At 61.4% G+C, this 13,584-nt stretch carries 11 protein-coding genes; 5 read left to right on the plus strand and 6 right to left on the minus strand.

Translation table 11 applies throughout. The features are described 5' to 3' along the window. Positions 1-106: 106 nt before the first annotated feature. Together IL54_RS04735 and IL54_RS04740 are read right to left on the minus strand one after the other, a co-directional pair. A complete protein-coding gene (locus IL54_RS04735; protein WP_037473610.1) occupies positions 107-940 on the minus strand; it encodes a ferredoxin--NADP reductase in 834 nt (277 codons plus the stop codon). Further along, positions 937-1,500, minus strand: a complete 564-nt coding sequence (locus tag IL54_RS04740) for a hypothetical protein (protein ID WP_237748781.1) — start codon at positions 1,498-1,500, stop codon at positions 937-939. The genes IL54_RS04735 and IL54_RS04740 overlap by 4 nt, the downstream gene beginning before the upstream one ends. A 72-nt stretch (positions 1,501-1,572) precedes the next feature. Between IL54_RS04740 and IL54_RS04745 the strand changes: the two genes are divergently transcribed. The 5 genes from IL54_RS04745 (at position 1,573) to IL54_RS04765 (ending at position 10,470) form a co-directional block, all read left to right on the plus strand. Further along, complete coding sequence (locus tag IL54_RS04745) at positions 1,573-4,044, plus strand: TonB-dependent receptor (RefSeq protein WP_037473613.1); 2,472 nt, start codon at positions 1,573-1,575, stop codon at positions 4,042-4,044. Between the two features lie 38 nt (positions 4,045-4,082). Further along, the gene (locus IL54_RS04750) at positions 4,083-5,288 is read left to right on the plus strand and encodes a cytochrome P450 (protein ID WP_152542803.1); all 1,206 of its coding nucleotides are present in this window, start codon (positions 4,083-4,085) and stop codon (positions 5,286-5,288) included. A 143-nt stretch (positions 5,289-5,431) separates the two neighbouring features. Next, complete coding sequence (locus tag IL54_RS04755) at positions 5,432-7,840, plus strand: TonB-dependent receptor (protein WP_037473616.1); 2,409 nt, start codon at positions 5,432-5,434, stop codon at positions 7,838-7,840. Positions 7,841-7,846: 6 nt separating this feature from the next. After that, positions 7,847-10,084: a molybdopterin-dependent oxidoreductase gene (locus IL54_RS04760; RefSeq protein ID WP_037473618.1), complete on the plus strand. Its 2,238-nt coding sequence runs from the start codon at positions 7,847-7,849 to the stop codon at positions 10,082-10,084. Beyond that, on the plus strand, positions 10,081-10,470 hold the full coding sequence (locus IL54_RS04765) for a DUF4345 family protein (RefSeq protein ID WP_037473619.1): 390 nt from the start codon (positions 10,081-10,083) through the stop codon (positions 10,468-10,470). The genes IL54_RS04760 and IL54_RS04765 overlap by 4 nt, the downstream gene beginning before the upstream one ends. Here IL54_RS04765 and IL54_RS04770 read toward each other — a convergent pair. From IL54_RS04770 to IL54_RS22130, 4 genes are read right to left on the minus strand one after another with little or no spacing between them, the layout of a single operon-like run. Further along, positions 10,462-10,806, minus strand: coding sequence for a hypothetical protein (locus tag IL54_RS04770; RefSeq protein WP_037473621.1), 345 nt, complete (start codon positions 10,804-10,806; stop codon positions 10,462-10,464). The genes IL54_RS04765 and IL54_RS04770 overlap by 9 nt on opposite strands. Further along, positions 10,803-12,041, minus strand: a complete 1,239-nt coding sequence (locus tag IL54_RS04775) for an aromatic ring-hydroxylating oxygenase subunit alpha (RefSeq protein WP_037473622.1) — start codon at positions 12,039-12,041, stop codon at positions 10,803-10,805. Before IL54_RS04775 ends, IL54_RS04770 begins: the two co-directional genes overlap by 4 nt. Next, on the minus strand, positions 12,038-12,691 hold the full coding sequence (locus IL54_RS04780) for a glutathione S-transferase family protein (RefSeq protein ID WP_052027557.1): 654 nt from the start codon (positions 12,689-12,691) through the stop codon (positions 12,038-12,040). The genes IL54_RS04775 and IL54_RS04780 overlap by 4 nt, the downstream gene beginning before the upstream one ends. Before the next feature lie 33 nt (positions 12,692-12,724). Beyond that, positions 12,725-13,582, minus strand: a complete 858-nt coding sequence (locus IL54_RS22130; RefSeq protein ID WP_052027558.1) for a helix-turn-helix transcriptional regulator — start codon at positions 13,580-13,582, stop codon at positions 12,725-12,727. Positions 13,583-13,584 lie beyond the last annotated feature (2 nt).

A 13,584-nucleotide genomic window follows, 5' to 3' on the forward strand; every position in this document is an offset into this window, starting at 1 on the left:
CTCAATGTCCAGATTTCCCAGGCCACCTCTGATGCCCGCCGAGCCGAGGCTAGGCCGATCTGAAGCCCATCTATAAAAATGGCAAGTGACCAGCATCCCGCCGTTATTAACCGACAAAGGCTCGTTCGATCACATAATCGCCCGGCTTCGCGTTGGAACCTTCGATAAAGCCCCGCGCATCCAGCAGGCGAGCGATACCCTTGATCATGGCCATGCCGCCACATAGCATGATGCGATCGGTCTGGACCGAGAGCGGCGCACCACTCAGTCCAACCTGCGCGAACAGGCTGCCATCTTTGATCATCGTTGTGATACGCGCGTTGCAAGTAAAGGCTTCGCGCGTGACCGTGGGCAGATAGGATAGTTGCACCATTGCCGGTTCCGATACCAGCGGATCATCCTGCAGGCCGGATTCCAGTTCCGCACGAAACGCCAGGTCGTTTGCCTGCCTGACGCTGTGGACGACGACCACGCGCTCATAGCGTTCATAGACGTCGGGGTCGCGGATCAGACTGAGGAACGGCGCCAGCCCGGTGCCACTCGACAGCAGCAACAGCCGGTTGCCAGGCAACAGCGCGTCAGTCACCAATGTGCCCGTGGGCTTGCGCCCAAGATATATCTGGTCACCGGGCCGGATATTCTGCAATCGCGACGTCAGGGGGCCGTCCTCCACCTTGATCGACAGAAATTCCAGTTCCTCGGCATAGGCAGGGCTGGCCACCGAATAGGCGCGCAACAGCGGTTTGCCACCCTCGCCCGCGAGTCCGATCATGACAAACTCGCCGGACCGAAACCGAAAGCTCGCCGGGCGTGTCACCGAAAAGCTGAACAACCGGTCGTTCCAATGGCGGACTTTCAGGACAGTCTCGACCGACAGGGCGCTGGTCGCGGTCAGTTCTATCTTGTCGCTGTGTATCGCGAGTTGGTCCGAGGCGGTCATGCCGACATCGCCGGATGGAAATAGCGGGCCAGGAAGGTGCCGTCCTCGCCGAAATGATATGTCTCAAGGCTGTGCACTGTGACGGGATGGCCATTCATCATGCCTTCGTTCCGTACGCAGGCCGCGGCCTCATGCCCGTTCACGATCAGTTCGACAAATGTCAGCTTCCAGCCGACATAGCGGTCGAACAATTCCCCGATCAGGTGCAGCCCCTCCTGACGATCGCTACCCACCGGGTCATCGATCAGCAGCCCGCCTGGCGCGATGTCACGGTAGGCGGCGATGAAGTCGTCACGCTGACCCTGATTGAACATATCAAGTTGATGCCGGAGAAATGCTTCGATCCGGTCTGCGTCGAGCGTTGCCATCTGTATGTCCTTTTTAGCGGCCCGCAGCCGCTGTTCTGATTGCTGGAACGATCTCTGACCATGGGAGAAAGGGCGGGCAAGGCGACAAGCTATCGCCGGAATGCAATAGGCTATCGTTTCGCAACAATCATGTGACGCGGAAGCGGCGCGGCTATCGCCGACCCGCGTTTCACTATCGATGAACCGTGCCACCCTTTCCTAAGGTAGGTTGTCATCCCATCGAAATGTCGCCTGTCCGCCATCAATAAAGATATGTGGGAGAGAATGATGAAAACGTCCAAACTGATGGTGGCGACGATGCTGTCGGGCCTGCCTGTCGCGATGGCTCAGCCTGCGCGGGGGCAAGTCGCACCACAGGAAGCGGCGCAGGAACAGTTCAGCGGCATTCAGGATATCGTCGTCACCGCGCGGCGGACCGAGGAAAGCCTGCAAACCACCCCGCTGGCCGTCACGGCATTGGGCGCTGTCGCGATTCAGCGCGCGCAGATCGTCAGCGTGCAGGACGTGCAGCGTGTCGCGCCCAGCGTCGTCATATCGACCGGCTCTGCCTCGACGTCCGGCTTCGCATTCGTGTCGATCCGCGGCCAAGGCAATCTCCAGCCGCTGATCGCCAACGATCCGGCGGTCGCGACCTATATTGACGGCGTTTATATCGCCCGGCCTTCGCAGGGCCTGACCGATCTGCACGATCTCCAGCGGCTCGAGGTGCTACGTGGTCCGCAGGGCACGCTGTTTGGTCGCAACACGACGGGCGGCGCGATCAACATTCTGTCCAAGGATCCTGTCGATCGGCTGGAAGCCAGCCTGAAGGGCGAGGTCGGCAATTATGCCTATCGGGATGTTGAAGCCGTTTTGAACGTGCCGCTGGCAGAGGGCCTGGCCGCGCGTGTCGTCTATGATTTCCATGATCGCAACGGCTATGGCTACAATGCCCGGCTGAACCGCGACGTGGGCGATCAGAAAAGCCATTTCCTGCGCGGCAAGCTGAAATATGAAAATGACGGGTTCGACGTCACCCTGAGCGGCGATTATAACAAGATAACGGACATGGGCCAGCTTGCCCAGACCGCCGGGTTCAACCCGCTGTCGTTTCAGGGGCCGCTGGCAGCCTTTGCGCCCGGCCTGGCCAGCGCGATTCACACGGAGGACAATTGGTACACGACCTATGCAGGTGGGCTGACGCGGCCCACGACCAACCCGACCTTCGCCACGCTGCCTGCCGACATCCAGGCCAAATACAGCCAGTTGCCTTTCGACAAGCTGGTTGCCTATGGCTTTTCCGGTGTAGTCAACATCGACATTGGCGAGCACAAGCTCAAATCGATCACCGCCTATCGCTATTCGGATTCCGACGGTCTGATCGATCTCGATGGATCGCCATCGCCGGTCCTTGCCGTATTCGGCGGCGCGCATTCGGAATCCTATTCGCAGGAACTTCAAATGTCCGGCAATATCACGGATCAATTGAGCTACATTCTGGGCGGATATGCGTCGCGCGAAACAGGTTTTGAATATTCCCAGTCGCAGATTTTTGGCGGGCTAATCCGCAACAGCTTCGGCGACGCGAAGAACACGACCAAGGGCGCCTATGCGCAACTCTATTATAATCTGACTGACAGCGTGCGTGCAGTGGGCGGCTTCCGCTACACCTGGGACGGGCGTGAGGTTGTCCTGCACAACCAGCAGGTGCTGGGCCTTGCCCCCAATGCGCCCGTCGCGGGCACGCCGTTCGGCGTGAACTGTAATCTGGTCAACCCGGACCAGACGCCAACGGCCACGCAATGCAACCAGACCCAGGCGAAGAATTTTTCCTATCCCGCCTGGAACCTGGGGCTAGACTGGCAGGCGAGCGACGACATCTTCCTCTATGTTGCCACGCGCGGCGCAGCTAAGGCGGGGGGCTTCAACATACGCGCCGGGTCGCTTCCCGCCTTCTCGCCGGAAAAGGTCAAGGACGTCGAAGGCGGCATCAAGGCAAGCTGGCTCGACAATCGGCTGCGCACCAATGTCGCGCTGTTCCACACCTGGAAAAGCAATGCGCAGGTGATCGTCAATGCCGTAGCACCGGGGGTCGGCGTCACCCAATATACCCAGAATAACGGCGACACCCGCGTCTGGGGGGCTGAGTTCGAGGTCGTGGCGGCGCCATGGTCGGGCATGGAGATTTCGGGCAATCTCTCGCTGCTCGACGGCAAATATAAGGCGGGGAGCATTTCCGAAGTGCAGCGGATCACCAGCGCCACGCCGCTGACAGGATGCGCCGCCGCGCCGCCGACCGCCGCCGGCGTCCCGCGCTACGACTGCACTGTCGACCTCAGCGGTCGCGCGCTGACGCAGCTGCCCAAGATCCAGTTCAGCATCGGCGCGACCCAGACCATCGCCCTGTCGACCGGCGACCTGATCCTGCACGTCAATTACGCCTATGTCGGCAAGCAGCATTTCAACCCGGTGGTGGCGTCGGACCAGCAGACCGCTGCGGTCAAAGCCGCCTACGCGCAGGAAAATGCGTTGGGTGAAACGGCAGGATATGGCCTGCTCAACGGCCGCATCGCCTATCAGCTCAACGATCCGAATATCGAACTCTATGTCTATGGCCGCAACCTGACAGCCAAAAAATATCTCAGCCGCCGCTTTTCCGATCTCTACCAGACCGGCGGCCTGGGCATAGCTGTCGACTATGCGGGCGACCCCCGCGTGGTCGGCATTGGTATGCGCTATCGTTTCGGCGCACAATAAAGCGTGCCCGATCGAAACCTGGACAAGAAAGGCTGCTCGTGATCGACCTTCCCGACAATGTTCCGCGCGAACTCGTGATGCCCTTTGCGCTTACGCCGCGTCGGACGACCACGGTCAATCCCTATACCGACATCATTCCCAGACTGCATGAAGGCCCGCCGATCTTCTACGGCACCGACGTGTTTCCGGGGCGTCAGCCAGGCTGGGTAGTGCGGCGCGCGGAAGACCTGCGGAAAATCTATGCCGACACTGATAGTTTCGGGAAACGCGGCAACACCGGCTTTGCCGCCGGGATCGGCGAAAGCTGGGACATCATCCCGACCGAACTCGACCCGCCCCGACACACCGGCTTTCGCAATGCGCTCAATCCCGTCTTTTCGCCCAAGCGGATGGGCGAACTGGACGGCAAGGTGCGGCTGCGCGCGCGGGAATATATCGACAGGTTCAAGGACCGGGGGGAATGCGATTTCGTCCGGGATTTCGCCATCCCCTTTCCGGTGTCGATCTTCCTCGACCTGCTCGGCCTGCCGCAGGAGGAGATGCAGCAGTTTCTCGATTGGGAATTTTCCCTGTTACACACCGACGACATGGAAGATCGGGTCAAGGGCACGCGCGCGGTCAAGGCCTATCTGCTCAACGCCATCGAAGATCGTCGCAAAAGGCCCGGCGACGACCTGATAAGCATCGCGCTCCAACTGGAATATGAAGGGCGCAAATGGACGCCCGAAGAGGTGTTCGGCCATTGCTTCAATCTGTATCTGGGCGGGCTGGATACGGTGTCGGCGAATATCGGCCTGCATTTCCAGCATCTCGCGACCCATCCGGCCGATCAGGATGCCCTGCGGCAAAATCCGGCGGGTGCCACCGTAGCCATCGAGGAGTTGCTGCGCGCTTATGCCGCTGTCACGACCTTCCGCATCTGCACCAAAGACGTGATGCTGCACGATGTCACGATCCGCGCGGGTGACCGGGTTGCGATGTCGACCCCTTTGGGATCGAACGATCCCGAAGCGTTCGAGGCCCCGACGCACATCCGTTTCGACCGCCGCCCTTCGCATCTGACCTTCGGCTATGGCCCACATCGCTGCCTCGGCGCACATCTTGCCCGGCGCGAGCTACAGATCGCCATGCAGGAAATGCTCGCCGCCCTGCCGGCTTTTACAGTGCAACCGGGGTTCGATGTGCCCTTCTATCTCAGCAACATCATCCATGTGGAATCGCTTCCACTGGTCTGGGCCAGATAGGTATGGCGCGCTCAGCGATAGCGTCTTTGCAACGAGCGATAGCAAAGGCGGTCGTGCCCCGGCGGCGGCTGCCCTAGTTTGCACCTGAGCACCACAGGCGATCCATGGATCGACACAGAAGGTGCCCAAGGGGAGATGAAGCTATGAGATCCGTCAAATGCCAGGTGCTTGCCACCAGCGCGCTGGCCCTGTTCGCGACCGCCGTACCTGCCTTGGCACAGCAGCCTGCCGACCAGCCTTCGGTCAATAGCGGGCTACAGGATATCGTCGTGACCGCACGCCGTCGCGAGGAATCGCTTCAGTCGGTGCCGGTATCGATCACCGCCATCTCCGCCGAGATGCTGGAGCAGAAATCGGTCCAGGATCTGAGCGATGTCGCCACGCTCACACCCGGCTTCCGTTTCTCGCAGGAGGGCGGCAAGAACCAGCCGACGCTGTCGTTGCGCGGCCTTGGTCAATTACCGATCGGCGAAGGGGTGCCCGCTATCGTCGCCTATTTCAACGATGTGCCCCTGTCCAAGGAGGGCGGCAATATTCCGACGTTCGACTTGGCCAATATTCAGGTGCTGAAGGGGCCGCAGGGCACATTGTTCGGGCGCAACACCATCGGCGGGGCGGTGCTGGTCAATTCGAAAAAGCCGACCTTCGACACCGAAGGCTATATCCAGGCCGGCTATGGGAATTTCGATTATAAGGAATTGGAGGGCGCGCTCAACGTGCCGTTGGCCAAAGATGTGGCGGCGCTTCGCATTGCTGCACAGTATCGCAACCGTGACGGCCGGACGAAGAACCTGACATCCGGCAATCCCGACCTGGACGACACCAACCAGTTGAGCTTTCGCGCGTCGTTGCTACTCCAGCCTACCGAAAATCTGACCAACACGCTGGTTTTCGATTATTTCCGCGCGCGGGAAAAGCCCGCCGCCGAAGTGCCCAATCGCTACAATGCCGGTGTGCTGTCAGGTATATTGGTCGGCGGCTTCGGCTTCGCGCCCGCCGACGCAGCTGTCTACGAAGCGGATCTTGCCAGCCTGTTTGCGCAGCAACAGGCCAACGGTCCCTACAAGGTCACTAACGAACTGGTCAACGATGGTAGCGGCCTGAAAGTTGCGGCCGATCGCCGGATCTGGGGCATCACCAATACCACCAGTCTGGAACTGGGCGACGTCACCATCCGCAACATTTTCGGCTATCGCGACGTCTATAATTATCAATTCGTCAATACCCAGGGCACCCGCCAGTTGATCGGTCCTCAAGGACGGCTTGTCATCTATCACACCGGCGCCGAAGCAAATAAATCCTTCCTCACCGACGAGTTTCAGGTGCTGGGCGACATGGGCCGCCTCAACTGGCTTGCGGGTGCCTTTTACAGCAAGGACAAGCCCACCGGCACCAACGTCAATTTCCCGCAGCAGTTCAGCTTCATCGACCTTTATGGCCCGGCGGTGAATTACAGCACGTCGCACTATACCAACAGCAGTTTCGCCCTGTTCGCGCAGCTGGGGTTCAAGATCACCGACAAGCTGACCGCCAACGCAGGCGCACGCTACACCTGGGACAAGGTAGAGGCGTGCGCGGGCAACAGCCTGGCAGGGGCGCTCAGTCAGCAGCAATGCGCCGATCAGGCTGCGCTTGGCTTGCCCGACGGCACTGGCATCGTGAAGAATAAGGGCGATTACGCGACCTGGACCGTGGGGCTGGATTATCAGGCAACCGACGACCTGTTCCTCTATGTTACGTCCCGGCGCGGCATTCGCGGCGTCAATGTCAACACGCCGCTGTTCGAAACGCCGTTCACGACGGGCGGCGTCGGCGCGTGCCTGGGCGGGGTCAATTGCCCTGACCTGCGACCTTACCAGGAGGTGAAGCAGGAACAGGTGACCGACGTCGAATTGGGTATGAAGCTCAACTGGCGCGCGGGCGCTATGAAAGGCCGCTTCAACGTATCGGCGTTCCAAACGAAGTATAAGGACGCGCTGCAATTCTTCAACGTCCGCCCGCTCGGCATTCCGCCGACGGCACCCGATCAGCCGACCCGGACCTCGCTCGCCATCAACGCATCCGACGCGACCGTGCGCGGCATAGAGGCCGAACTCGTGATCGAGCCAGCGCCCTGGCTGACGTTCAGCTTTGGCGGTGCCTATGTCGATCAGAAGGTCGATGACGTAAAGCCGTTCGGCCCGCTGACGCTGACCAAGAATGAAGTCACGCTCCCCACCCCCAAATTCTCGGGGACAGCCGCTTTACGCGCCGTGCTGCCGATCCGTCCGATGGAGGGGGAACTCGCCTTCAACGCCGACCTCTATCACACATCGGCCTATGACGCGCAGTTTGGTCAGCAACTGCCCGGCTATGATGTCGTCAACAGCCGCCTGGAGTTGAGCGACATTGGCGGGCGCGGCATCAGCATCGCGGCCTATGTCCGCAACCTGTTCGACAAACAATATCCGATCGGCCCGGCCGTGCTGCTCAGTTCCTTTCCGGCCAGCACCGTCTATTATGGCGATCCGCGCACCTACGGTCTCCAACTCACCTATCGATTTGGCAGCTAGGACAGCATGACGATGACCCACGACGGCGTACAGCACCGCACCTGCCCCCTGTGCGAGGGGATGTGCGGGGTTACCGTGACCGTGGAGGGCGGACGAGCGGCGACCGTCCGCCCCAACAAGAAGGATCGCTGGAGCCTGGGCCATATCTGCCCCAAGGGCACGACGCTGGGCGCGCTCCATCATGATCCCGACCGGCTACGCACGCCGATGATACGCGACGGGAGCGAGTGGAAAAGCGCTTCGTGGGAAGCCGCGTTCGATCGTCTGGAGACGTTGGTCGATGGAGTGCGCGAGCGCCACGGCCCCCATGCGTTCGCGGCCTATGGCGGCAATATGGCGGGCAAGGACGCCACGCTGTCGCGCTATTCGGGGCTGATGCTGGCGACGTCGGGCATTCAACAGGTCTATTCGTCTGGCACGGTCGATCAGCACCCCAAGAATTTGTCGGCCATGCTGATGTTCGGCAGTGAATGGAAAATCCCCATTCCCGATCTCGACCATACCGACCTGTTCGTCATCTTCGGCGGCAATCCGGCAGCATCGAAGGGCAGCATCTTTTCCCATCGCGACGTGATGGGCGCGATGCGGGATTTACGCGCCCGCGGCGGGCGAGTCATCGTGATCGATCCGGTCCGCACCCAGACGGCGCGATCGGCCGACCAGTGGATCGGTCTGAAACCCGGTAGCGACGCAGCCTTCATGCTGGGCATCGCGCATGTCCTGTTCGCCCGCGACGCCGTGCGGTTGCGGCACCTTGATGGGCTGGTCGATGGGCTGGAGACGCTGCGGGAGATCGTCACCGGGTTCAGCCCCCAATGGGTCGCCCATCATTGCGGCATCGACGCCATCGTCATCGAAAACCTGGCCGACGAATTGATCCGCACCGAACGATCCGCCATCTATGGCCGCATCGGCACCTGCACCCAGACGTTTGGCACGCTGGCGTCCTGGATGATCGACGTGCTGGCTATCCTGACCGGCAATCTGGACCGGCAGGGCGGCAGCATGTGGAGCCGCCCGGTCGCACCACTGGTGGACATGCTCGCGACGCTGCCTGCCGATATGCCGGTCGTCATGGGCAAGAGCCGGGTGCGCGGCGTTCCTGCGGTGCTGGGCCAGTTCCCCGCTTCCTGCATGGCCGAAGAGATCGCGACGCCCGGACCGGGCCAGATCAAGGGGCTGCTGACCTTCGCCGCCAATCCAGCGCTCAGCGCGCCGGATTCGGGCAAGCTTGCCGAGGCGCTGCCGCTGCTGGAATGCATGGTCAGCTTGGACAATTATCTCAACGAAACGACTCGACACGCCCATGTGATCCTGCCCAGCCCATCCTTCCTGGAAAGCGCGCACTATGACATGTGGTCCTGGGTCTTCTGCCTGACCAGCGGCGGCCATTATTCGCCACCGATCTTTCCAGTTACCGATCGCCCGGACCATTGGCGCGTCGTCGCGCGCGTCGGCGCGATCATCGGTGGGCAACCAAGTGCCGATATCGACGCCATGGACGATGGCTATTTCCGCGCACTCGCCACCGGGCGCGGGATCGATCCCGACATGGCGATCATGGCGCTGCCTAACCGTGGGCCGGATCGCATTTTGGACCTGGCAATTCGAACCGGCCCATTCGGCGATCGCTTCGGCACGGTAGCGGGCGGCCTGACACTCGACAGTTTCCGTGACGAACCAGACGGCCTGATCGTCGCGCCCGCCATCCCTCGCGCGCATGAGGGGTTTGAAACCGCGTCCGGCAAGATCGACCTCACGCCCGCCCTCATCCTGTCCGATCTTCCCCGGCTGGAGCGGGCCTTGGTCGCCAACAATCCCTCGCTCGTCCTGGTCAGCCGTCGCCATCTCCGCTCGCTCAACAGCTGGATGCACAACATCGATACGCTGGTGAAAGGCAAGGATCGCTGCACCCTGCAAATGCACAGCATCGACGCCGCCGCTCATGGGTTGGCCAATGGCGATATGGTCGCGCTGACCTCTGCATCGGGTGAAATCCATGTACCGCTGGAGATTGACGACGACATCCGCCCCGGCGTGGTGTCGATGCCGCACGGCTGGGGGCATCGCGATCCACAGACACAAATCGCGATTGCCCAGGCGCACGCCGGGGCCAACACCAATATCCTTAGTCCCGGCATGATGGTCGACGTCATTTCGGGCAATGCTGTGCTGAACGGCATTCCGGTTCAGGTCCGCAAGGCCGACCTTCAACCCTGCGAAACAATGGGAGCAACTGCGTGAGCAAGATATTGGGAGCCTTGTCCGGCGTGATCGGTTTCGCGCTTATCGCCTTCGGCATTTACGCCCTGGTCGCAACAACCGCCATTACCGATATGACCGCGCTGGACCCTAGGGGCGTGGCCGGCCTGAACGAAGCCCGCGCTATTTACGCTGGCTCGTTCTGGGCCATGGGCGGGTTGATCCTCTATGGTCTTGGCACGCCGCGTTTTCGGCAACCCCTTTTTCTCGCGGTGGGTGTGATCTTTGCAGGCTTCGTCGTCGCGCGGATCATATCGATCGCGATGGACGGCTATGCCCCGATCCTCTCGGCGTCGATCGGATCGGAAGTCGTGGCGGCGCTCATCCTGATCGCCGCGAGCCGGACCGCCCCTATATCCTCAGTCTGATAGCGCGGCCTGGCCGCCCACGGCGACAGTGTGCGGATAGGGCGCGCCGGGCAGGCGGGCAGCGGCGAAAAACTCCACCGCCTGCGCCGCCTCCACCAGCCCCAGCGCCACGCGATAGAGCCGCGCTTCGGCCGATGGCAGGGTGTCCGATCCGAACGCATCCAGATGCGCCATGATGTCGGCCAGTCGGGGGGCGGCAGCATCGTAAAACTGCTTCAGCGCATCGAATGGGATGTCCTGTCGCGCGCGATAGCGGCTTTCCATCGTCTCCAGTCCGATCCACGAATGGGCGAACGGTTCCAGATCGGCAAAGGCCGCGGGCAGGCTGGCACTCATGCGGCGCTCCTCATATCGGCCCGCGCGCCGTTCAAAACGGATCGGATTACCGCCGCGCGGTGGCGGGGCAACATTTCCGCCTCGCCATAATAGAAACTTTCGGTCGCGCCGGACGCCAGCCCCTTTTGCTGCCGCGCCATCACCATGAAATCCTCCATCCCCGAATCCCGCCCGAATGTAGTGGCCTGAGCGATCGCGAAGCGTTCGCTGGCCGTGATGGGGGCATGATAATAATAATGCGCTGTCCAGCGATGACTCTGCGCCGTCAGCGGCCAATGCTGCTGCGTGAACCAGCCGCCTGCGCCGGGATGGATCATGAAATTGGGAAATATCGCCAGCGACGCCGGTGTCTCAGCGCTTGGGTAGCCCTCGCCAGCCACACGTCCCGCCAATGCCCCCATCGCCTGCACCGCAAAGGACTGGACGATCCGGTCGGCGCGTGGTCGCCAACTCGGATTACCCTGCGACCAGCCTGCCGCGTGCGGCCCGGCAAAGGCCATCTTACGGAATTCGGAAAAGGGGTTGGCAGGCGTCACCGATATTTCGCGGATCGTCAGCGCGTGGACAGTGCCGACATGATAGCCTTCATATTGCGGATCCAGCCCCGCCTTCCAGTTGGCCGCGACTTCGTACGACAGGCTGTCCCGGTGGGTGAAGGGGGCCAGCGTCGTCGCCTCCAGCAGCGGCGCGATGCCGCCTAGAAACGCCGGGAGCGACAAGGCCGACAGCGGATCGAGATTGATGAACACGAACCCTGCAAATATGTCGATCGCGATCGGCGCCAACCCCAGGTCGCCCGCATCCAGAGCCGGAAAGCGTCGCTGGTTGGGGATGGCCTTCAAGCTGCCGTCCAGGCGGAAGGTCCAGCTATGATAGGGGCAGCGAAATGCCTCTGCCTTGCCGCAGGGGGCATCGGCGACCGGCATCCCGCGATGGCGACAGACATTGTGGAATGCGCGCAGCACCTTGTCCCTACCCCGCACGATCAGCACCGACACGCCGCAAATTTCGACATCGCGGACCACATAATCGCCTGGTTCCGGCACGTCCTCCGCCCGGACCATAAAAAGCCAGCATCGGCGGTATATCGCGTCGCGCTCGGCCGCATGTTGGGCCTCGCTCCAGAAGCTGTCCGCCGCTACACGACCATCGCGCAGGATCGCGGCGTCTGGCTGCATCACGCCATGTCCCAGATCGAAACCGCCGTCCGGCGTGGCCGACAATATATTGGTCATGCAACTGGCTCCCGCAGTCCCGCCTTGCCCGCCAGTCTATAGTCGCCGCCTCGCTCGATGCTCCGCCGGAACGCGGGACGGCCATGCAGCCTGTCCAGCCAAGTCACGATATGGCTATAGGCGTCGATCGGCATCAGCGTTTGCGCGATTTCCGGGATGAAGCTCATCTGGATATCGGCAGCAGAAAAATCCTCGCCGAGAAGAAACGTACCGTCGGCCAACGCATCGTCGATATAGGTCAGCGCCTTAGCCAGTTCGACATTGGCTGCTTCATCGATCGGACTGCCATCCAGACCAAAGGCGCGGGCATAGACCTTTATCATGATCGGGTTCATGCCGGACGACACCGCATAATAGAGCCATTGCCGATACCGTTCATGCGCATCCGTACCGGGCACTGGCGCCAATCGACCATCGCCATGCCGCTCGATGATATGCTCCGTAATCGCGCCCGATTCGATGACGATCCGTCCCTCATCCTCGATCATCGGCGATTTGCCGACCGGATGCAGCGCCTTGAGCGCGGGCGGTGCCATCATCGATACCTGATGCCGCTGATAAGGCACCAGATCATAGGGCAAGCCCAGTTCTTCGAGCAGCCATATCGTCTTCTGGGCGCGGGAGTCGTTGAGGTGATGTACGGTCAGCATTGTCGGTGACTTTCAATCTGGAGAAGGAGCCGATCAGCATCGCGTCCGATACTCGACCGGCGTCATGCCCGTCGTCTTGCGAAAGGCGGCCGTAAACGCCGCTGCGCTGGCAAAGCCGCAGGAATAGGCGACTTGCTTGACCATCAATTTCTGGTCGTCGAGCAACGCCTTGGCGCGGTTCAGTCGCTCCCGTGCGATATAATGGCGCAGCGTAACGCCCGTGGCGCGCTTCACCAGCGGTGACAAGGCACGCGACGTCACGCCACAATGCTGTGCCAGATCGACCACCGTGGGCAATTTGCCGCTTTCATGCAAAACCTGCCGCAACATCGTCATCTGGCCGGGCGAAAGGGTGCCGTCGCACTTCTGCGGCACCGGTTGCCCCAGCGTCGCCCGGCGTATCTCGCCGCAAATGGCGAACAGTAGCGACCGGACCATGAACCCGCTGTCGAGGCCCGGCGTGACGACCTCGTCAGCGATACGGGTCAGGCCGGCATGGAGGAACGGGCTATCGAGATTAAACTGATGGTCCCCGTCGAGACTGGAGAGGAACGATAGCAATTCGGGATAGTCAGCCAGTAATTCGGATCGAAAGCTACAGGATATGGTCCGAAGGCGGCCGCTGTTCCAGCGGGTCCGCACCGCCTGCCCTGGCGGCACGAGGATGACGGCATGAGACGTCACGAAGTTGCGCCCCGGACGTGCGCATTCGATATCATCCTCCCGGTACATTAGCCATTCCAGGAAGAATTGATCCGACAGGATTGTTGCTTCGCCAGGCTTCGACCATCGGACATTGTCGACCCGTACCGAATAATCCGGGTCCACAAGCGCGCCTTCCAGCATTCCGGTATAGAGCATTTCACCCCTGAAAGCCTGCTCCTGCTCCATGC

The organism is Sphingobium sp. ba1 (assembly GCF_000743655.1).
GTDB lineage: Bacteria > Pseudomonadota > Alphaproteobacteria > Sphingomonadales > Sphingomonadaceae > Sphingobium.

Bases quoted from the DNA above. Each gene is read 5' to 3' on its own strand.
- IL54_RS04735 (WP_037473610.1), bottom strand. From the start codon at position 940: ATGACCGCCTCGGACCAACTCGCGATACACAGCGACAAGATAGAACTG.
- IL54_RS04745 (WP_037473613.1), top strand. From the start codon at position 1,573: ATGATGAAAACGTCCAAACTGATGGTGGCGACGATGCTGTCGGGCCTG.
- IL54_RS04755 (WP_037473616.1), top strand. From the start codon at position 5,432: ATGAGATCCGTCAAATGCCAGGTGCTTGCCACCAGCGCGCTGGCCCTG.
- IL54_RS04760 (WP_037473618.1), top strand. From the start codon at position 7,847: ATGACGATGACCCACGACGGCGTACAGCACCGCACCTGCCCCCTGTGC.
- IL54_RS04770 (WP_037473621.1), bottom strand. From the start codon at position 10,806: ATGAGTGCCAGCCTGCCCGCGGCCTTTGCCGATCTGGAACCGTTCGCC.
- IL54_RS04775 (WP_037473622.1), bottom strand. From the start codon at position 12,041: ATGACCAATATATTGTCGGCCACGCCGGACGGCGGTTTCGATCTGGGA.
- IL54_RS04780 (WP_052027557.1), bottom strand. From the start codon at position 12,691: ATGCTGACCGTACATCACCTCAACGACTCCCGCGCCCAGAAGACGATA.
- IL54_RS22130 (WP_052027558.1), bottom strand. From the start codon at position 13,582: ATGGAGCAGGAGCAGGCTTTCAGGGGTGAAATGCTCTATACCGGAATG.